This window comes from Alteromonas sp. V450, assembly GCF_001885075.1.
In the GTDB taxonomy this organism is placed as follows: Bacteria; Pseudomonadota; Gammaproteobacteria; order Enterobacterales; family Alteromonadaceae; genus Alteromonas.
In genome coordinates, this window is the sequence record NZ_MODU01000004.1 from 259217 (window position 1) to 281242 (window position 22026).

Annotated in this window: 14 protein-coding genes; 7 read left to right on the plus strand and 7 right to left on the minus strand. The window is 44.2% G+C overall.

What is annotated here, in order from left to right:
• Positions 1-957 carry a MoxR family ATPase gene (locus tag BK026_RS01175; protein ID WP_014948808.1) on the minus strand — a complete coding sequence of 319 codons (957 nt, stop codon included), beginning with the start codon at positions 955-957 and terminating at the stop codon, positions 1-3.
• Positions 958-1386: 429 nt separating this feature from the next.
• Between BK026_RS01175 and fadI the strand changes: the two genes are divergently transcribed.
• The 3 genes from fadI to BK026_RS01190 all read left to right on the plus strand — a co-directional run bounded on the left by fadI (position 1387) and on the right by BK026_RS01190 (position 5264).
• Positions 1387-2697, plus strand: a complete 1311-nt coding sequence (gene fadI / locus BK026_RS01180) for an acetyl-CoA C-acyltransferase FadI (protein WP_071814150.1) — start codon at positions 1387-1389, stop codon at positions 2695-2697.
• A 19-nt stretch (positions 2698-2716) separates the two neighbouring features.
• Positions 2717-4858, plus strand: a complete 2142-nt coding sequence (gene fadJ / locus BK026_RS01185) for a fatty acid oxidation complex subunit alpha FadJ (RefSeq protein WP_071817424.1) — start codon at positions 2717-2719, stop codon at positions 4856-4858.
• A 208-nt stretch (positions 4859-5066) separates the two neighbouring features.
• On the plus strand, positions 5067-5264 hold the full coding sequence (locus tag BK026_RS01190) for a hypothetical protein (protein ID WP_071814151.1): 198 nt from the start codon (positions 5067-5069) through the stop codon (positions 5262-5264).
• A 75-nt stretch (positions 5265-5339) separates the two neighbouring features.
• Here the strand turns inward: BK026_RS01190 and BK026_RS19585 are convergent, their stop codons facing one another.
• The 3 genes from BK026_RS19585 to BK026_RS01205 all read right to left on the minus strand — a co-directional run bounded on the left by BK026_RS19585 (position 5340) and on the right by BK026_RS01205 (position 13629).
• The gene (locus tag BK026_RS19585; protein WP_177247866.1) at positions 5340-5510 is read right to left on the minus strand and encodes a hypothetical protein; all 171 of its coding nucleotides are present in this window, start codon (positions 5508-5510) and stop codon (positions 5340-5342) included.
• Between the two features lie 476 nt (positions 5511-5986).
• Complete coding sequence (locus BK026_RS01200) at positions 5987-10531, minus strand: EAL domain-containing protein (protein ID WP_071814153.1); 4545 nt, start codon at positions 10529-10531, stop codon at positions 5987-5989.
• Positions 10532-10881: 350 nt separating this feature from the next.
• Positions 10882-13629: an insulinase family protein gene (locus BK026_RS01205; protein WP_071814154.1), complete on the minus strand. Its 2748-nt coding sequence runs from the start codon at positions 13627-13629 to the stop codon at positions 10882-10884.
• A 170-nt stretch (positions 13630-13799) separates the two neighbouring features.
• Between BK026_RS01205 and sixA the strand changes: the two genes are divergently transcribed.
• Positions 13800-14315, plus strand: a complete 516-nt coding sequence (gene sixA / locus BK026_RS01210; RefSeq protein ID WP_256253575.1) for a phosphohistidine phosphatase SixA — start codon at positions 13800-13802, stop codon at positions 14313-14315.
• Positions 14316-14425: 110 nt separating this feature from the next.
• The gene (locus BK026_RS01215) at positions 14426-14620 is read left to right on the plus strand and encodes a hypothetical protein (RefSeq protein WP_071814156.1); all 195 of its coding nucleotides are present in this window, start codon (positions 14426-14428) and stop codon (positions 14618-14620) included.
• A gap of 3 nt (positions 14621-14623) precedes the next feature.
• Here the strand turns inward: BK026_RS01215 and BK026_RS01220 are convergent, their stop codons facing one another.
• Together BK026_RS01220 and BK026_RS01225 are read right to left on the minus strand one after the other, a co-directional pair.
• On the minus strand, positions 14624-15916 hold the full coding sequence (locus BK026_RS01220; protein ID WP_071814157.1) for an HlyC/CorC family transporter: 1293 nt from the start codon (positions 15914-15916) through the stop codon (positions 14624-14626).
• A gap of 133 nt (positions 15917-16049) precedes the next feature.
• A complete protein-coding gene (locus BK026_RS01225) occupies positions 16050-16841 on the minus strand; it encodes an inner membrane protein YpjD (RefSeq protein ID WP_071814158.1) in 792 nt (263 codons plus the stop codon).
• A gap of 298 nt (positions 16842-17139) precedes the next feature.
• Between BK026_RS01225 and ffh the strand changes: the two genes are divergently transcribed.
• Together ffh and BK026_RS01235 are read left to right on the plus strand one after the other, a co-directional pair.
• A complete protein-coding gene (gene ffh / locus BK026_RS01230; RefSeq protein ID WP_071814159.1) occupies positions 17140-18570 on the plus strand; it encodes a signal recognition particle protein in 1431 nt (476 codons plus the stop codon).
• A gap of 185 nt (positions 18571-18755) precedes the next feature.
• Positions 18756-20831, plus strand: coding sequence for a YncE family protein (locus BK026_RS01235; protein ID WP_071814160.1), 2076 nt, complete (start codon positions 18756-18758; stop codon positions 20829-20831).
• Between the two features lie 26 nt (positions 20832-20857).
• Here BK026_RS01235 and BK026_RS01240 read toward each other — a convergent pair whose 3' ends face one another.
• A complete protein-coding gene (locus tag BK026_RS01240) occupies positions 20858-21883 on the minus strand; it encodes a hypothetical protein (protein ID WP_256253580.1) in 1026 nt (341 codons plus the stop codon).
• Between the last annotated feature and the right edge of the window lie 143 nt (positions 21884-22026).

A 22026-nucleotide genomic window follows, 5' to 3' on the forward strand; every position in this document is an offset into this window, starting at 1 on the left:
TTAAGGAACTGCGACAGTTGCAACTATTTTGTCAAGTACGTCGTTAATCGTTACGCCTTCAGCTTCGGCTTGATATGACAGAATAATGCGATGGCGAAGTACGTTGTGCACCACAGCTTGTATATCATCTGGGCCTACAAAATCTCTGCCGCTAAGCCATGCGTGAGCGCGAGCACAGCGATCTAAGCTGATGGTTGCACGTGGGCTTGTTCCCATTGCTATCCATTGGCCTAATTCTGCGTCAAAATTTGCAGGCTGTCGTGTAGCCATAATTAGCTGAACTAAATACTGTTCTAACTCAGGCGCCATATACAAAGACAACGCTTCTTTACGCGATGTGAAAATATCGTCTTGTGTGAGCGTAGGTGGCGTAACAGGTGGTTCTGAAAGCGCTTCACCTCGGGTCAAACGCAATATTTCTAGCTCTGTCTCGGCACCGGGGTAGTCGATATCCACGTGCATTAAGAACCGGTCTAGCTGTGCTTCAGGGAGTGGATAAGTTCCTTCTTGCTCTAGCGGGTTTTGCGTTGCCATTACTAAAAATAGCGGAGGAAGAGGGTAGGTTTTACTGCCCACCGTAATTTGACGTTCTGCCATGGCTTCAAGCAGGGCTGACTGTACTTTCGCAGGTGCACGGTTGATTTCGTCGGCTAGCACTAAGTTGTGAAAAAGCGGCCCTTTCTGAAAAACAAACTCACCGGTCTCGGGACGGTATATGTCTGTTCCGGTTAAATCGGCAGGCAAAAGGTCTGGGGTAAATTGCACGCGATGGAAGTCTCCGTCAATACCGTTAGCAAGTGCATTGATTGCGCGTGTTTTTGCAAGCCCTGGAGGACCTTCTACCAGAAGGTGTCCGTCAGCCAAAAGCGCGATAAGAAGGCTTTTGGTTAACGCATGTTGTCCAATAATTTGCTGATCTAAATAAGCATGTAACTGCTGAAATTGCGCTGCTGCCATATTGCAAAATTTCCGTTTGTGTTCTCGTTATCAGGAAGTGTCATTAAAACGAATGCGCCTATGAATTCTTAAAAAAGTGATCGCTTAGCTAAAAAGTGAACTACTCATCAATACAAATAGCGACTACCCGTCACAATGACACAAAACAGACTTTCATTTCCATATAAGGTTCATTCTATCTTTCTTCAAGTCGTCAAACAGCAATAAAAATAAGATATGTGATGGGGCACTCATCGTGGTGGCGTTAATTCGGTACGGAGTGAAGACGCGAATTCAAGGAGAAAGGCAAACTTTAGTTTCATTTATATTGCCCTTAATCCTGCATTATTTGCTATTTTGTTCATTGTTTGTAAAAATCGGGTTTATTACAGGTCAGACCACTTCGTGAGGTAAGCTCAAACAGAGGGTGGTCATTAATTTAGGTGCATTATGGCAACAAAACAATCAGTTACTACCCGAGAGGGTGATCGCATCGCCATTGTCGCGGGGTTGCGTACTCCGTTTGCGAAGATGGCTACATATTTCCACGGTGTTCCGGCTGTTGATCTAGGTAAAATGGTCGTAAACGAACTTCTCGTTCGCCATGGTGTTCAAAAAGAGTGGGTTGATCAAGTTGTCTACGGTCAGGTAGTGCAAATGCCTGAAGCGCCAAACATTGCGCGCGAGATTGTGCTTGGTACAGGCATGAATATCCATACCGACGCTTACAGCGTATCTCGTGCATGTGCTACAAGCTTTCAGTCAGCGGTAAATATCGCTGAAAGCATGATGGCAGGTACGGTACAGGTGGGTATCGCTGGTGGTGCAGATTCAACGTCAGTGTCACCTATCGGTGTATCGAAGAACCTTGCGCGCGCGCTGGTAGATTTACAGAAAACCAAAACGTTGGGTCAAAAGCTAAACATCTTCAAGCGTTTAAGCCTAAAAGACTTAGCGCCAGTACCTCCTGCAGTCGCTGAGTACTCTACAGGTTTGTCGATGGGGCAAACAGCAGAGCAGATGGCAAAAACACATCAAATTTCTCGCGAAGAGCAAGACAAGCTTGCACATCGCTCGCACAGCCTGGCCGCTGAAAGCTGGGAAGCAGGTAAGCTGTCTAGTGAAGTGATGACTGCTTACGCAGAACCGTACAAAGGAGCGCTTGAGCGCGATAACAACGTACGCTTCGATTCTAAGCTTGAAGGCTACGCGAAACTTCGCCCAGTATTTGATAAAAAATACGGCTCGGTAACAGCGGCAAACGCCACACCGCTTACCGACGGCGCTTCTGCCGTGCTGATGATGACAGAAAGCCGAGCGAAAGAACTAGGCTATACGCCGCTGGGTTACATCAAGAGCTACGCGTTCTCGGCAATCGACGTGTGGGAAGACATGCTAATGGGGCCGTCGTATGCGACACCTATTGCGCTAGACCGCGCAGGCATGACGTTAACTGACTTAACGCTAATTGAAATGCACGAAGCGTTTGCAGCGCAAACCTTGGCAAACGTTAAGATGTTCGCAAGTGACAAGTTCGCTAAAGAGAAACTTGGCCGCGACAAAGCGACGGGCGAAATTGACATGGACAAGTTCAACGTAATGGGTAGTTCAATTGCCTATGGTCACCCGTTTGCTGCAACGGGTACTCGCATGATCACGCAAATGCTTAACGAACTAAATCGTCGTGGCGGTGGTACAGGCTTATTGACAGCATGTGCTGCGGGTGGTCTTGGTGCCGCAATGATTGTGGAGACAGAATAATATGAGTCAGGAACAAGAAATGACAAATGAAGTTCAGCCAACATCAGGCGCATTTACATTAACCAAGCAAGACAATGGTGTTGCTATTCTTAGCATGGACGTACCTGGCGAGAGCATGAATACGCTTAAAGCTGAGTTTGGCGATGAAATTTCTGCCATGCTTGACGATATAGAGCGCGACAGCAGCATCAAAGGTGTAGTACTCACAAGCGGCAAGCCAAGCTCATTTGTAGCGGGTGCCGATATCACCATGCTAGCAGCTTGCAAAACCGCTGAAGACGCCACAACTATCGCCGCTGGCGGCCAAGCTATTTTCGATAGAATTGAAAACATGAAGGCGACCTTTGTTGCGGCTATCCATGGCCCAGCGTTAGGCGGTGGTTTAGAGCTTGCGCTTGCATGTCACTATCGCGTATGTACCGATTCACCTAGTACTCAGGTAGGTCTACCGGAAGTGCAGCTTGGCTTGTTGCCGGGCAGCGGTGGTACACAGCGCCTTCCTCGCTTAATTGGTGTTCAGCAAGCGATGAAGATGATGCTTACTGGTTCACCTGCACGCGCTAAACAAGCTAAAAAGTACGGCATTGTTGATGAAGTGGTGCCACACAGCGTGCTTTTGAAGGTTGCTGAACAGTTTGCGCTTAAACGCAAACCAGAACGTGAAGCGCCGCAAAAGAGCGTTATGGACAAAGTGTTAGAGAAAACCGGCCCAGGCCGAAACATGATGTTCAAAAAAGCGCGGGAAGCGACGTTTGCAAAAACCAAAGGTAATTATCCAGCGCCAGGTTACATTATTGATGTTATTGAAACGGGCATGAACGAAGGGATGAAAGCGGGGCTTAAAGCCGAAGCTGAAGCCTTTGGTAAGCTAGTGATGACGCCGGAATCTTTCCAGTTACGTCAGATTTTCTTCGCTACCACAGAAATGAAGAAAGAAAACGGCGTTGAAGGTGTGAAACCTGAAAAAATGAAGAAAGTAGGTGTACTTGGTGGCGGTTTAATGGGCGGTGGTATTGCCTATGTAACGTCGACCAAAGCAGGTGTACCCGTACGTATTAAAGACGTGCGTGCTGAAGGCATCGCCAACGCGATGAAATATAGCTATGACATCTTAAACAAAAAAGTGAAGAAGCGTTTCATGCGTAACAGCGAAATGCAGAAGCAGTTAGCGCTTCTTACCGGTACGCTTGATTACAGCGGTTACCAGGATGCTGATATCGTGGTTGAGGCGGTTTTCGAAGATTTAGATCTTAAGCAAAAAATGGTGGCGGATATTGAAGAAAACTGCAAAGAAAGCACGATTTTCGCGTCTAACACCTCGTCTATTCCTATTACGCAAATTGCAGCTAAAGCAGCACGTCCTGAAAACGTGATTGGTCTGCATTATTTCTCGCCAGTAGACAAAATGCCTTTGGCCGAAGTTATTGCTCACGACAAAACGTCTGATCAAGTCATCTCATCAACGGTAGAGTTTGCTAAGAAGCAAGGCAAAACGCCGGTTGTTGTTAAAGACGGTGCGGGTTTCTATGTAAACCGTATTTTAGCGCCTTACATGAATGAAGCAGCAAACCTTATTCTTGACGGTGAGCCTATCGAGCATATCGACAAGTCACTGGTTAAGTTTGGCTTCCCTGTAGGCCCAGTGAAACTGCTTGATGAAGTGGGTATTGATGTTGGCACTAAGATCATCCCATTCCTTGTAGAGGCGTTCGGCGAGCGCTTCACTGCGCCTAGTGCTTTCGATAAAGTGCTTGCAGACGGCAGAAAAGGTAAAAAGAACCAGAAAGGGTTTTATTCTTACGAAGGCAAAAAGCCAGGTAAAGAAGTGGACGAGTCAATCTACGAACTACTGGGTCTTTCACCTTCTGCCAAACTAAGCGAAAAGGAAGTAGCGGAACGCTGTGTATTAATGATGCTTAACGAAGCGGCACGCTGTTTAGATGAAGGCGTTATTCGCAATGCACGCGACGGCGACATTGGCGCTATCTTCGGTATTGGCTTCCCTCCATTCTTAGGCGGTCCATTCCGCTATATGGATACGCTAGGAATTAAACATCTTGTTGCTCGTTTAAATCATTATGCTACTGCTGTAGGTGATAAATTCGCACCTGCGGACGTGTTAGTAAACATGGCTGAAAACGATCAAAAGTTTTATAATTAAGTTTATAAAGTGTTAAAAAACCGGGCTCTGCCCGGTTTTTTTATATCTATTACGTATTTTTGCTGGTTTATTATTCTATTTTGGGTAGAATTCGCGGCGTTTTGAGAAGTTGTTGTGTCAAATATTTGGCATATTTATTAAACACTTTCTGTGTATTTATTGTACTTTCGAGTGTTTGGTTTACATTCAACAAATAGCAGGGGAACGAATGTTATCACTGATGCTTTTAAGCGTGTTTTCATCACTTTATTTTTATGTGGAGTCGTTTAAGTGGGGAATGAATGCAAAGAAGTGGGCGATAGCAGGCTTTGTTCTTGGTCCAATTTTGTTGCCCATGTTCTCAATATCACGTCACATCCACTGGCGCAATGCGGTGGGGTTTAACAACCTTTATTTCACGGCGTAGTGAGGACAGGTAGTTAGCGAAACAGGCAAAAAAAAAGAGAGCAATGCTCTCTCTTTGGAAACTGTTTAGCGCTTATTAAAAGCCCCACATACCGAAACCGTTATTACCTGATTTAGGCTTTTCTACGTTAGTTTCAGTCGCTACTTCTTTTTTAGTTTCAGGAGCTTGTTTTGCGCCTTCTTGAGCGTCTGCAACAACTGGAGTGGCTGTAGATAGTACTAGTGCAACTGCGTACTCTTTTAACATTTTAATTTCCTCTGATATTTTTAAACGAACAAACAAAACCGATCGATTAATTATTTGGTAAATCGGCATAGAGGTTATAGCGAGATGTGTGCCAAATATGAAAAATCTATAAAAAACAGTGGCTTATGATTTGTTGAAAGCTAGTGCGCTAAAAAAATGACACTTAAGTCTAATAAACCTTAGTAGTAAGGGAATGAGATTGCCGCTAAGAGGTAAAAAGTGTCAAAATTAGCACGCTAAACAGCAGGACTTAGCATTGCTTCATCATTACCCCAATTATTTATTTATCTAAAGTGTGTTAGCGATAGTGACGAGTAACAAGAAAATTGACGAAGAAATTTTCCAAGCAATCAAGATAAAGCGGGCTAGAACTCAATTTTTAATAATATGCGGATTGGTATTATGGTCGATTTTCTCAGCGCCACGTTTTGTGAAAAAGTATTAAGCTGTAACTATCTCCATGAGCGCTGGCAGGCTCACAAATTAGGCTGATTTAAAATGGTGTGTAATTGATGATTTTCGTTAAGAAGTTTTTCAAAGCGCTCGGCATTTAAGGGGCGGCTATACAAGAACCCTTGTAACATTTCGCAGTCGTAGCGACGTAAAATGTCAAGCTGAGACTCTTCTTCTACACCTTCAGCCACTACTTTAAGCCCTAAGTTGTGGGCAATATTAATTATTGCCGCGACCATATGCCTGTCGACATTACTGTTGGCGATATCGCTAATGAAGGCCCGATCAATTTTTAGCGTGTTGAGCGGGAATCGCTTTAAATAGGCCAAAGAAGAGTAACCTGTTCCGAAGTCGTCAAGCGCCAGATGAATGCCTCTTTCTCGAAGCCTTTTCATCATTTGAAGGGCATTTTCCGGGCTTTCCATCAACGTCCCTTCAGTTATTTCGCACTCTAAATGCAAGGGCGATAACCCCACTTCATTGAGGATAGCGTTAATTCTATCGTCTAAATCAGGTAGCTCGAATTGCTTGGCCGATATATTAACGGCCACTCTGCCGGTAAATAGACCTTCCTGCACCCACCGCTTGGTGTCTAAGCATGCTTTTCGTAAAACTTGTTCGCCAATTTCGATGATTTGCCCTGTTTGCTCCGCCAGTGGAATAAATTGTCCCGGGCTAACAATGCCTTTCGTGGGGTGCACAAAGCGAACTAAGGCCTCCATGCTGGTTAATTTACCTGACGTAATATCTACCTTTGGCTGGTAATAAACAGTGAACAAGTCATCTTTGATCCCTTGCCTAATAAGATTTTCTATTTGCAGTTGTCTAACCGCATTTTGGTTCATTTCGCCACTGAAGAATTGATAGCTATTGCCGCCGTTATTCTTAGCAAAATACATAGCGGTATCTGCATTCTTAAGTAGCTCTTGTGGCGAGTTACCGTCGTCAGGGTAAAACGCGATCCCGACACTTGCGCCCAACACAAATTCTTGTTTATTGATAATAAATGGGCGAGACAATGTATCGAGCAAACTTTGCGCGTGGTGAGTGACAGTGTGAATATCTGCGGTGTCTTCCATTAAAATACTAAACTCATCACCGCCTAGACGATAGCAGGTCGCAATTCGGCCGGTTATGCGCTGTAGGCGCTTTGCTATCTGCTTAATTAAAATATCGCCCGTTTGATGGCCCAATGAATCATTAATCTTTTTGAAATTATCCATATCTAAACACAATAATGCGTGTCTTGTGTCTTTACGGACCAGATTTTGGTGGCTTGCTTGGAAGAATGAACGATTGGGCAACTCAGTCAGAGGGTCGACATTGGCAAGCTTAAGCAGTTCCTTTTCTGTATTTTTTCTCGAAGTAATATCGCTGAATACGCCAACGAAGTGGCTGATTTTACCGTCTTCGTCATACACCGCATCTATATTTAGCTCCATTTCGTAGCGTTCACCGTTTACCCTTACGCTCTCCACTTCCCCAGACCAGTTTCCCTTCGCCTTGAGGGTTTTCTTGATTTCAGCCGTGAAGGCGTCTGGGTATAAATGAAAGTGCATGTAGCTAGCGAGGGCTTGGTCTCTCGTCTCGCCGGTATAACTGCAGTATGCGTTATTTACGCTTATAAACTTAAACAGCGTATTGGTAATAAATACACCTTCCGAAATATTTTCAATTGAGCGCTTAAATAAATTAAGTTGCTCTTCTGCCAGCTTTAAATGTTGAATGTTTTTTAGCGTACCTGTCATCCGAATAGGCTGATTGTTCTGGTCTCGCTCAACCACTTTTCCGCGGTCTAAAATCCAAATCCATTGGTTGTTAAATGTTTTAGCCCTATAGGTTAATTCATAAAACTCATTTTTCCCTTCAAGGTGTTCTCGCAGAGACTGCTTAACCCGTTCAATATCGTTAGGGTGAATATTTGATTGATACGCGCCGGCGGTTCGAATGTCATCTTGTGGAAAGTCAAGCGTGCCCCAGGTGTTCGACCTGTAGACTTGGCCTTTATATACGTCCCAGTCCCATAATTCGTCGCCTGAACTCCAAAGTGTCAGCTTCAAACGTTCTTCAGAGTCTTTAATAACCCGTTGATTCGCCTTGCGCAGCTGATATTGGCGGGCCATAAAGCCAAAAATAGCAAAGGCAACCAGCCCGTAAAAAATAAGTGCCACGGTATGTAGCCAAGGGGGGCGTGCCACGTGAATATCAAGCACTCTGCTTGGAGACCAGGCTTTACCGGGCTCCTTTGCCTGAACTTCAAAAGTATAGTTACCGAACGAAACGTTATTGAATTTGGCGGTGTTTTCTTTCTCTAGAAACGTCCATTCATCATCAAAGCCAGTAAGTTTATATCGATATGCTACCTGCTGAGGATATACTGAATTTACTAAGCCGAAAGAGATGCTAAAACGCGACTCGTCGTAATTAAGCTGCTTTTGCTGCGCGTAGGTAATGTTTTCTGTTGAAAAGTAAGGCTTAAGTCTGTCTTGAGATACCTTCGCGTATGTATGATGGGTGCCGAAAATACTAAATTGGGACAGCTGAGGCTGAAGCGTAGCCTTATTTTGCGTAGATTGCACAGACAGCGATTTAGTAATTTTGTTAAAGCCCCGTGTTCCTCCGAAGTAAATGGTGCCGTCACTGGTTGCTAACACTGCGCCTTCTCCGAGGGAGTTATAGCTTAAGTCAGCATTGAGGATAGTATCTTCTTCGGTTAACGAGGGAAGTCGGATTTGATGCAGACCGGATGTGTCTGAATACCAAATGCTATTATCGATGCCTATGGTGGAGGTGATGTACCCATGCTTGTCGTTTCTAAGCTGTTTGTTTTCAACGTTAAGCGTTTCTTTATTTATTTGAATCACACCGTCGGAGCGCGAGGTTAGCCAGTAAGCATCATGGGTTTCGTAAACGCCATAAACGATAGAGTTAAGGCCTGAATCGCTATCAAGTCGCTTAACAACTTTCTCTTCTGAAAGTGAATATACATAAAGTGTTTTATCATCTCTCAACCACAGTCTATTAAGTCTATCGGTGTAAATCGGTAGCACAGTGTTTGCGATTTGAGAGGAATCAAGAGCGCGAATACGTTTTTCCACATCACTAACAAATACATTTGAATAGTCAACACCAAACGTTCCTTTTTGGTTAAGCCATATCCAAATGTAGTTGTCGTCTTGGTGGATGTTGTCAATGAACTCGCCGTCAAAAAAGCTAGCAACGATTTCCGCTTCGTTTGATTTAACTTTTATGGCCTTGAGGCCGTCTGATGTAGCGAGCCAAATGACATCGTATTTGTCGATGGTAAGATCCCAGAACGTTACGTCAGAACCCACTGAAGCGGGCAAATCAAAAAAGGTTATTTCGCCAGAGGCTTTTTCAAGTTTACCTAGTCCTCTTTGTTGAGACACAATAAACAGGTCTCCAGCAGATGACTCTCCAAAACCCCAAATAGTTGAGTAGTTGTCCTCATGTTTTCTGGGTGAATTATACACAGGTTGAAAGTGCACCTTGGCGTATTCTGGGTGGTATCTGAATGCGCCCTGTCTAAATGTGCCGGCCCATACTACGCCTGAGCGATCTTGAATAACTTTTATAACGATGGCAGCAGGAAGGCCTGTTGCATCGTAGGTATCAGAATTTAAGTGAAGTATTTTTCGCGCTTTATCGTTGCTAAGGGTTTCTACGTCGTTGATAACGTAAAGGCCCGATGTTGAACCTACCCAAAGCTCGTTATCGACGCGTTCTAAAGACAAAACATTAACGGGCTGATTACTTTCTTCAGCATTTATACTGACGTTACCTACTAAGCGTCCGCTAGGCGATATGCCTTTTATTCCGTCGCTGGTCGCCAGCCAATAAACATCATTAATGACTTCGATATCGTGAAGGGCTCTAACGTTTACCAAGATGTTCCAAGGGTTTGGTTCAGAGAGCCTTAGTGTCTTGCCATTCTCCTTGTCGATAACTATCGCACCAAACTCATTCGAGCCGACCCACGTTTTGTCTTTTTCGTCAAAGATGACCTTAATAAGGCTTTCTTCATTAAATAGTTGAGTAACAACAGAAACGACTTCACTTTTTTTATCTAATTTGTAGAGGAATTTTCTGTCTGCAAAAAGAATATGACCATCAGTACTCTCAGATATTGCGGTGATATGTTCAGTCTTAATCACTGAATTTCCACGGTTAAAAACTTTAAAATTGTCAGAGAGAGGTTGGTATTTTGCTAATCCCGCGTGAGTCCCCACCCATAACGTGCCGTCAGAGGATACAAACAATGTTTGAATAAACCCTGCTGGAATAGAGTTAGGGTCGATATCAGAAGGGTGATACTTTTTAATATCTTCGTAGCCCGAGTAACGATTCAGGCCGTTTGAGGTGGCTAGCCAAATATATCCCATACCGTCCTCGACAATGTCTAAGACAGTGGCATCCGATAATCCGTGTCGCTTATTGACTTCAGCAAAGTGAAGATCGGATATTTCAATCGCTTGTGTAGGTCGGAAAAATCCACCTGACAACAGCAACACAACGATCGATATTGAGACTATTAGGGTTGAGCGCACCTATACACCTTAGCAAACGCTATTTATAATTTTTGTATGTCCTAGTAGCATCCCTTACAACTAGCTTCTCAAATATGCCGAATAAAATCTGCGGCTACAAGGACTTTTTAGGATATTCAAAATGATGGAGTATTAAATGAACAAAATTATTACTACTTTGCTTTTGCAGTATCGGCGGCAGATGGTAAATCTTTATAGACTTGGGTGATTTAGTTGTCTGAAGTGTTTAAAGCCCAGACGATGTTGATTTTTGCTGTACGAATTGTGTAGCGGAAGCGCATTGTGGTCGAGGCGCGCCGAATGTGGTTTGGTAATCAAAATAAGTAGGGCAGAACAAGGAACAACACGCTCTAGTAATAAGGAATTTGCTGTTTAAAATCAGATATACTGCTTATCATTCTCTTTTTGCGCATTTCGATACCGTCAAATTTTCCTTTTGAGTACAGTATGAGTTCACCGCAGCGCTCTCGTTTAGCTAACTGATCTGCGTAATGCTGTATATCTTCAAATGTTAAACTTCGAATACATTGCGCTAATAATGTATTTCTATTAAACGCTAAGTCCTGCGTACCCAGACTCACCCATAAGCGCTGTGATTTCATTGACAGTGTGAGGTCCCTTTCCTCCAATTGTTTCACTAAATTTTGCTGTATTGTAGGCCAATAAAAACGATAAAATTCTATCTCATTAAGCTGTTCGTATAAAAACGTCGTCATTGCTTCTAGCAATTGTTTAGGTCCAGCTAGCGGGCTTTGAATGTAAAATGCCATGCCGGGGTGCTGATTGTGAGGAACATAGCCCGTGCCGACTATATATCCTAACTGCTGTTCGGTACGCAGTGCATTAAAAAAAGGTGCCGCTAGCATTTGTTCCAACACCATACACAAGGCAGTGTCGTTTTGACTTGCTGAGGGAGCCTGAAGGTAAAGAACGACAGCCGCATCATCATGCTCGCAATTTACCTCATGATAGAGAGATTCTCCGACAGGGAGCTTCGACACTGCCCGCGATAATGGCGCGCCTCCTTTCCTTGCACACGCCGTTTTTAATGTTTCGCAGAACGTATTCGCTTCGTCACTTGTCCAGTTGCCATGCATGAACGCTTCAACAAAATAGCGTTCAAAAGCGGACTCTTTCAATGCAATTAACTGCGAGTAAGTGACATTTTCTATCACGTCTAAGAGCTCTACGGGCGCCTGTGTGTTGCGCTGGATCAACACGCTCAGTCTTGAAAAAAGCCGATTTGTTGGTTTGTTCAATAGTGAGTTGTGTAAGCTTTGAATCTGAAGTGAACGATGATGTTCAAACGCTTTTAGGTCTGGCGTGTAGTTAAATACGGCATCAAGAAGCTGGCTTGCCAGTAAAGGCTGTTGATTGGTAAAACCGCGAGTGTGAAGCGTGAATCCAGCTTGATGTCCATAGATTCGATAATGAAGGCCAGCTATTTCTGCTCGATAATACTTTGCCTGAAGATAATCATTCAGTGCTCCTAGCCATATGCGCTTCGCTGCTACCGCCGCTAATGAATTCGAAAAGTCTTTTGTATCAAAAGAAATGTAAATGTCACCCTTGGGACTATGAAACTGTTGATCTTGCGCAAACCAGAACCTGAAGTCACCGCTATCCATCAGCTTGTTCGGAACGTTAAACCCAGATTCAGGCAAAACAAGATGATATTCTTTACCTAAATACGGATTGGGTGGAGGGAGCGATAGGGCTTCAATAAATTGAGGTTTACGAAGCTGTTCAACGAACTGACTGTCTAGTTTTTGTACGTCATATTCCGCCGCGTAGAAGGCGCAGACTTTTGTCGTTTTAACGTCTTTCGAAATGATCTTCAGGCGCATATTTTCGGGAGAGAAGTAACCTAATGCACTTTTTAATACATACTCGTCATAGTCACCGATTGTCGAGCGCAAAAGCGGCATTTCTTCAGGCGAAAAAATGAATTGATGCTGCGCGTACTCAGTGACCAAGCTCAAGGCTTTTACATTTTCTTCGTATTCTAATGCTAACGCGTTTAACTGCGCTTTTTCTTGAAACCGCCACTGTTCACTCGTGGCATTTTTTATAAGTGCGATGTAGCTAAACAAGGCCTCTATTATTCTCTCTTTGTTCTCTAATCCTTTTTGAGTAAGCTGAAAGCTCACATTAAAGTCTTTAAATTTATCCCCTTCAATTCCGGAGCCTGCTATTAAATTTAGTGCCCAGTCCTGCTGTTTGAGGTAGGCGAGAAGGCTTCCTTCTCCTTCATCCCCAATGAGGTGGCTGATGTAGTTTAAGGGCTTGGTTTTGTAATTGTTTTGTAATGCAGGGAGTGAAAATGTCACGATCATGCGTTTCGCTGATTGTAACGGATTTATATTAATCTGTATTTGAAGCTGTTCTTGTGTGTAAAGAGGTGGCCAGTTGTCGTCTGCAAGCTCACCCTCGTGCAGAGAGCCAAAACACTGAGCCGCAAGAGCGCGTAGTTGTTCGAAAGGCATTGGGCTAGCTATGCAAAGACACATATTTTTCGCGCAGTAGAATGTGCCGTGCATCTCTCGTAAACGCCCTTTAAGTTGCTCGATACTGTGTTGAGAAAACGTGTCGCTGTTTCCAACTGAAAACTTCGAAAATGGGTGAGCTGGGTTACATGTTTCTTTGTGAATTTGATAGAGTCTGCGCAGATCGTCTTTTCTTTTGAATTCGAATTCTGCGTTGATGCTTTGTATTTCGTTTTGTAGCGCTTCTTTTTTAAATAATGGCTGACGGAGCATATCTGCAAAAGCTGGGAGTGCTTGTGCTAGAGCGTCACCGCGGCAGTTAAAATGATAATTAGCATACTCTGTGCCTGTCCAAGCATTTATGCTTCCGCCTTGCTGCTCTATAAACCCGTTAATAGCATTGGGCTTTGGCAAATGTCTGCTGCCCATAAAAAGCGTATGTTCTAACAGGTGGGCTAAGCCTTGGCAGTCTTTAGGATCGTAAAAGTGCCCAGCACGCACTGCCATAGAGACAAACGATTCATTTGCATTTGGTGTATGGCATAGCAAAATTCGCAAGCCATTTTGAAGCGTTACTTGGCTTGCCGTTTCGAAATTAATAGTGTTACTCACATGTTCTCATTTTTTGTATGAGCACCTTACTTCTTTGGTACCGGTAAAGCTGTAATTTGCAAAACTTTAAATAAAGTACAAATATTTTCAATATTCTCTGTTTAGCGCTAGGCGTAGATACTGCTCTCTGATATCTTTGATACCACGTTATTAATACTATGCGCAATGTCATGTCAGGTCAAAGTAGCAACGACGACATCTACCTTTTTATCATGCGGCACGGTGAAGCCGAGGCGCCACAAATTGATGATAAGCGTAGACAATTAACAACGCTGGGAAGAGAGCAGTCCAAAAAAGCTGCGAGCTGGTTAAGAGAACACTATTGTTCAAGCGGAACCGTCGATTTGGCATTGGTGAGTCCTTATAGCAGAGCGCGTCAAACGCATGATATGGTCTCGCTGGACATCGTTTCTGACAGAATTGAGATTGACGAAGAATTTATTCCAAGTGGTTTGCCCAAAGTAGCAAGCGACTATATAGACGCCATCATTCACAATGCTGTTAATACAAAAAAACCAATCAAGCGTCTACTCGTAGTTAGTCACATGCCATTAGTGAGTTATTTGGTTGATGAGCTTTGTCAATCGTATACGACCAGTCTATTTTCTACTGCTTCAATTGCTGTAATTAAGTATTCCCTCAATGATCATAAAGGCAAATTAATTACGCATTATCAAGGTTTATAATCCCACCGTAGCATAATCGTCATTTGTTCAAATTTTGTGTTAAGTAAGTCGCTGCTTTGCCGATAACCGATTTGAGAGTGTCATCGTTTATTCTATTAAAAGGTTGGGTAATGGACAGTAAATCTATTCCTGAACTCCTTAAGCGCTCGTTGCAATCGCATATGGCGGAAGCAGATTTGCGCGAAGATGAGGAGACGCAGGATATCATTGCAAAGTTGTCTGTATTGTCTGACAAGGTCGCCAAAGCTAAAGCGTTGGCACTGGCTAATCGCGCACAGCGCCTTGCAGATGAAACGAAAGGTTAAGGCTTATTCTAGGTTTGTATCTCTAGGAGGAACGTAGTATTCAGGCATTACGCGAACCGTTTTTATCATATTTTCAGAGATATCAACGATTTCAAGAGGGTAGCCTGCAAGGCGAACGCTCACCTTGTTTTCTGGAATTTCTTCAAGATATTCTAGCAAAAGACCGTTGAGGGTTTTTGGCCCTTCAATCGGTAAATTCCAGTTCATTTCCTTATTGAGTTCTCTAACGTTAGCACTTCCGTCAACCAAAACAGAGCCATCTTGCTGAACGTGGGCTTCTTTACTGTGATCAGGAACCATGCTCGTGGTAAAGTCACCGATAATTTCTTCAAGGATATCCTCAAGAGTTACAAGGCCCATAATGTCGCCGTATTCATCTACAACAAGAGCAATGCGTTCTTTCTCTGCTTGAAACTTATACATCAACGTGTGCAAGGGCGTTGACTCTGGGGTGTAGTATATTTCTCTTACCGCACGCAAGAGGCTAGATTTTGTAAACTGATCTTTTGACAGTAAGCGAAGCGCATCACGCACATGGACAAACCCCACTGCATCGTCAATGCTGTCGCGATACAACAAGACTCTGGTATGTTGTGCATGCGTTAACGCTTTTTGAATTTTTTTCCAATCATCATTAATGTCGATAGCAAAAATTTCGGCCCTTGGTACCATGATGTCTTCGGCGGTAACGCTTTCAAGATCCAGTATACTTACAAGCATATCTTGGTGCTTTTTAGGGATCATAGTGCCTGCCTCGAAAACCACAGTGCGAAGTTCTTCTCGGCTAAGAGAGTCATCACTACCGTTTGCAGGACTAATTCGAAGCAGTGCTAAAATACCATTGGTTATTCCATTTATTGCTGCCACAAAAGGATAAAGTAACGTTAATAGCGGTAGAAGAATAAGTGAACTTGGAAACGCAATTTTTTCTGGATATAGTGCGGCAAGCGTTTTTGGCGTCACTTCTGCAAATATAAGTAGCACAAGGGTCAAACCAAATGTGGCAGCAAACAAGCCCCAATAATCTCCAAACAACCGTATACAAAGAATTGTAGCCAGCGAGGATGCCGCAATATTCACCAGGTTGTTGCCTATGAGGATTAGGCCAATAAGGCGGTCTGGTCGGTCGAGTAGTTTAGCTACGCGAATAGCAGAACGGTTACCTTCACCTTGAAGATGCTTGAGCCGATAACGGTTTATCGACATCATGCCTGTTTCAGAACTAGAAAAATACGCAGAAAGTAATATGAGTACGCCGAGTGCAATGAACAGCGTACTCGTTGATATGTCGTCCAATTAGGGGGCCCTGTTTATAACTAGGCTTCAAATGTATTGATTTGAAGAGCTGGTTTCAAGAGGAAAATGCCTTATCGGTCAATTTAAAGGAAAAACAACCAATGAAAATACAACTCTCGCGCTTTTTCAGTGATTACAATATCAGCTCTCTCACCAACTTACTGCCAAAATAAGCGAGAGAGAGTAATACAACGCCCAACACTGTCATGGCTATTACCTGCTTGCCTCGCCAGCCGCGCAGTTTTTGACCTACAACAAGCGTAAGGAAGACAACGAGCGCTGATGCTGAAAGAACCGTTTTATGTGCATACGTTTTATTTAGCATATCATCTAGGAAAACAAATCCGCTAAGAAGCGAAACCGACAGCAAACACGTTCCTGCGAGTAATAATTTGAAAAGAATATTTTCGACCAGCATAAGGGGCGGAAGTGAGGAGTGAAGCAATGTCGCTCCTTTTTGTTTTAGGCGGTAGGTTATGTACGACATTTGAAGTGCGTATAAAAACGCTATAACCAATGTGCAATATGCAAAAAGAGACAAACTAATATGTACCACTAACCCAGGCTGCAGTTCGATGTGCATTATGTACGATACGGGAATTAAATGCGATGCTAACACGGCCATTGCAGCAAAACCAAAAACAACAGGAAGCAGAATGAGGTTGGGGATCGATCGAGCAAAAATAAGCATTGATACGGTGATGATCCAAGACACCAAAGATAACACATTTGTTATGCTCATATCTTGCCCTGGCGAAACAATTATCACGTTGATTAGAAATGCTATATGCGCCAACGCCCCGATACTTGCCAAAGATAGACCGAGGCGCTTATTCGGGCCGTCTTGATGTACGAATTTGCCAATAAGTACTGCCGCAGCCAATGCGTAGAGTAAAGCAGCAGAAATGGCGAAAAGGGTGTTCATGATGTGTCCTGTAATAGGTTGGTGATGTCTTCACCGACAGAGTCGGTATTGATACTGCAACTTGCGAGTAAATTCAACCATCTCCTTGATTTTGTTTGTTTCACACCCACTTTTAGTGTGGGTATTGACTGGTGGGGACCCAATGAGTGCATCACATGCGCGTCGATAATTGTCTACGTTGCCTCGACAGTTCTTTGCGCAGAAGTTTAAAAATTTAACCGCAATTGTGGGTACGTTACCGTTCGCTTTTACGTTACAATGCGGGCATTACGTCTGAAATAAAAAGAAGTTTCATACTATGTTTGAGAATTTATCAGAACGCTTAGGCCAGACATTACGAAATGTCAGCGGTAAAGGGCGTCTTACTGAAGACAATATTAAAGAAACGCTACGCGAAGTGCGTATGGCGCTACTTGAAGCCGACGTTGCGCTTCCGGTAGTAAAAGCGTTTGTTGCGCAGGTAAAAGAGCGTGCAGTTGGTACCGAAGTTACCAAGAGCCTCAAGCCTGGCCAAGTATTTATTAAAATCGTACAGTCTGAGCTAGAGTCTGTGATGGGGGAGGCGAATGAAAAGCTGAACCTTGCAGCTCAACCTCCAGCTGTTGTGCTTATGGCGGGCTTACAAGGTGCGGGTAAAACCACGTCTGTAGGTAAACTTGCCAAATACTTAACCGAGCGCGAGAAGAAGAAAGTGATGGTAGTGAGTGCCGACGTATACCGTCCGGCCGCCATCAAGCAGCTTGAAACACTCGCCGGTGAAGTGAATGTAGCTTTCCATCCGTCAACGATTTTACAAAAGCCCATTGATATCGTTAACGACGCTATTGTTGAAGCGAAGAAAAATTTCTTTGATGTACTACTTGTAGATACCGCGGGTCGTTTGCATGTCGATAACGACATGATGGACGAAATTAAAGAACTTCACGCTGCAGTTAAGCCAATTGAAACCCTGTTCGTGGTTGACGCTATGACAGGTCAGGACGCTGCGAATACCGCAAAAGCGTTTAACGATGCACTGCCTTTAACGGGTGTCATTCTTACTAAAGCAGATGGTGACGCACGAGGTGGTGCTGCGCTATCGGTTCGTCACATCACAGGTAAACCCATCAAGTTTATCGGTATGGGCGAAAAAGTGGATGCACTTGAGCCTTTCCACCCTGAGCGTATTGCGTCTCGTATCTTAGGTATGGGCGACGTACTTAGCCTTATCGAAGAAGTTGAGCGTAAGGTTGATAAGTCGAAAGCGGAAAAGCTGGCCAAGAAAGTACAGAAAGGAAAAGGCTTCGACCTGCAAGATTTTAAAGATCAGCTCGAGCAAATGAAGAACATGGGCGGCATGATGGGAATGCTTGATAAACTGCCTGGCATGGGCGGTATGTCTGATAAAATTAAAGATCAGGCGAACGACAAGCAGTTCAATCAAATGGAAGCCATCATTAATTCAATGACGCCCGCTGAACGTGCGCGCCCAGATATGATTAAAGGATCGCGTAAGCGCCGTATAGCAGCCGGCTCAGGTACGCAAATTCAAGACGTAAACCGTTTACTTAAGCAGTTTACGCAAATGCAGAAAATGATGAAGAAGATGTCTGGCGGCGGCATGAAGAAGATGATGCGTCAGATGAAAGGCATGATGCCTCCGGGGGGCGGTTTTGGTGGTCCAGGCGGCCCAGGTGGATTCGGCGGTCCTGGCGGATTTGGCGGAGGCGGCGGCTTCCCACCACGTTAAGGTTATCGCATAATTTCATAACGCTAAAAAACCTCAATCGCAGCAATGCATTGAGGTTTTTTTATTTTTTTGCATCCGTTGTCACTCATCAATCGTTTGGCTTGTTGATTAGGACGTGAGCAGTACTTATCGCATTGCGCGGCTAAGCAACGTCTCTTCACTAAACAACAAGTACGGAGATGAAGATGGAATTCAATAAAACATCACAACAAAAATTAAAACTTTCACTATTAGCTTCAGCAATGGTGTTCGCACTTAGTGCCTGCGATGGAGATGACGGAAAAGATGGGGTGAACGGTGCTGATGGTGCAGATGGTGCACCTGGACAAGACGGTGCACCAGGTCAAAATGGATCCCCAGGCTTCGCGTCTGCAACTTTCTTAGTCGCAAATAATGGCGAGAACAACCGCAATACGGTTACTTCGATAGACCAAAACGCAAATGTGTTATCCACGGTAACCACAGGAGCCAATGAGGGGATTGTATTCACGCATAGCGGAAGTCTGGTACAAGCCGGCGACAGTGATTTACCGTTGTTAAGAACGCTTTGTAATTTTGAAGCTCAAGCTGACTATATGATGAGTGCAGGGCACGAGATAACAGGTGCAACTACGGGGCTTGTTAACCCTAAAGGTATCGCTTTTGCTGAAGATGCTGGCTTGGTCATGATTGCTGACTTTAACGGTCAAAAGGTAAGTGTTTTCGGCAGCCAAGCGGCAGGAAATGTAGCCCCTATTGCAGAAATAATGACGTCTGCCAAACCATGGGATTTGGCCTACGACGAACAAAGCGACAGATTGTTTGTGGCACTGACCGATGGAACGCTCTCGGTTTACGATAATATCGCTGGTTCTGATTTTGTGCCCACAGTTATGCGTTCAGTGGTGCCTTCAGATGCAGACGGAAATCAGATATCGATTAATCTGCACGGCATCGTTTACGAGCCCATGTCTAATCGTATGGTGTTATCCGACGTAGGTGACGCTGCTATCGCCGATGATGGTCAAATTTTTGTTTTGGAAAATGTTTCATCAGCTGATGGCGCTGTCGTACCAAGTAGAGTGATTGGCGGCGCATCGACTCAGCTTGGTAATCCAGTAGACATTGTCCTAACGGGTTCAGACCTTCGAGTAGCGGAAAAGTCTAATGACGCAATCTTGGTGTTCTCAAATATATTCAATGGTGCTAGTGGCGATGTTGCGCCAACGCTATCAACACCTTCGGTAAAACCAGAGTCGTTGGCTGAGTTAACTCAGCTGAACGAGATGAAAGATGCATCGGACGATGGCATAACTACCATGCCAATCAAAGGCCTTTCGGTATCGAGCAATCCATCAAACAACGGTGAGACTACCGGGCAAGTAGCACAATACAGCGCTGTACTATCTAGTGAGCTAAGCACCTTTGATGCCGGTATGAGCATCGAGAGTGCCGCTTTTACCGCTAGCGGTGATGGTGTCATCACCTTCGATGATGTTGAAACCTCGACGGGTGGTTTACTTGTGGTTAATCGTCTCAAAGGCTCGAGAGACGGTATGATGTATAGCGATAGTTTCGACCACACGATTGTAGGTAGTGAAACAGGTTTGATTGCGCCTAAGGGTCTAGACATCGCTTCAGAAGCCGGTGTGGTATTCGTGGCAGATGTTAACGAAGCGACTCCCGCCGTTCGCGTGTTTTCGCCTTGTGCGTCGGGCAACGTTGCGCCTTTATTAACACTTGAAGCCGCTAACGGTGCTCGCCCTTGGGATGTGGACTACGACCCATCAACTGATAGTGCGTATTTGGCGTTGACCAATGGGTCGGTTGCTGTGTTTGAAGAGGTTCTGCGTCAAATGGAAAGCGGTGAAACCGTCATTACGGGCGAAGACAGGCTAATTGTTCCTGCAAGTGGTGGGGAAGCATTTGTAGCGCCAACCAATATTCACGGCATAGACTATGATAGCCAAAGCGATAGCTTGGTCATATCTGATGTAGGTAGCGCAGCAGACGCTACCGACGGCAAACTCTATGTAATTCCAGGCGCAGGTAGTGCTGATGGCATAACTGATGTATCCGTGAATATTGCAGGACCGAACTCGATGTTGGGTAATCCGGTAGACTTGATGCTTAGCAATGGTCATGTATATGTTGCTGAAAAATCAAACGGTATGATCCTTCGCTTTGATAACATTTTAAATTCAGCCTCGGGCGATATCTCGCCTACTTTCAGCATGATGTATCCCGCGCCTGAGTCGGTGAATGTGTTAACGATAAAGTAGGAAAGGTAGTGACAATTGGGACGCTTTTAAAGCGTCCCCTTTCTAATAACGAAATCTGCAAATTTAACCCGTTCTTCTTGTTGGCGTAATTTGTCTATTTCGGCGGTAGAGCGGTAAATTCCCCACTTAGGGCGAACAAAGTCATCGCTAGACACCCCTCGCCACATGTCTATATTTGTCTCATTGACGTCGACAACAATTGCGCTATCACGAAGCCGCGTTATTTGCATCATGAAGCTGCCTTCTTCGGCGAATGTGGCTTGTACAAATACTTTCACCCATTCATCGGCAATGTCATTGAAGTTTGTTCGTATCAAATAAACGTCACTCGTACTAGAACCGTTAGTATTAAAGCCCACACTGTGCCTTACTTGAAGTTCTTTACCAGAACTATCTTTTTCAACAGCGGAAAGTGTAATGACTGGCTGATCGTCGTTGCCGTTAGTGTTGTCATCAGTATCGTTTCGCGCTTTAAGCTGAAAGAAATGACTAAACTTACGGGTTAACGACATCTCACTTGAAATGTGGAAATACCACTCAAACTGCATGGTCTCACCCTCAAAGCCAAGCAGGTTATTATCGCTCTTGTCATACGTTTTAATTTCGTTGCGCTGACGGTCGGATTGAACGCCCTTATTGAAATCTTCATCGCGATGGGCCAGAAACACAAAATGTGGTCCCACGATACTATCTGTTTCTTCTAGAATATGTGCTGTATCAGTGTGATCGCCTGCAAATAAATCTGGGGCTTCTATACTCCCTTCGCCTAACACGCGTTCTATTGATGCATAGGTTTCGCTTGCGCTGTCTGTTCCTGTAGCAATAAGCGTTACTTCAGAAGTAACGGTAAATGCTTCTTGCTCAGCGGGGTCTTCATTTTTATCTCCATCACCTTGCGAGTCAGGTAATGGAACCGCTTCAGGCGGCGCCGGGCTTGTGGTGCTACCGCCACATGCAGATATGGCTGTAATCACCAAAGCAATTAAGAAGAAGTACAAAAGCACTTTCAGGGTTTCATGTAGGATGTTTTCGTTTTTATTATTTGAAGACACGGTTTATGCCAATTGTTTTTAATTGGTTAATAAGATGTTTTAAAATTGGTTAACCAGCAAGTGTAAGAAATGATCTGTTGCAAAAATAATGTCGGCGTATCGTTTTTCGATGTGACGTGTGACAAATTCTATTTAGAACAAAC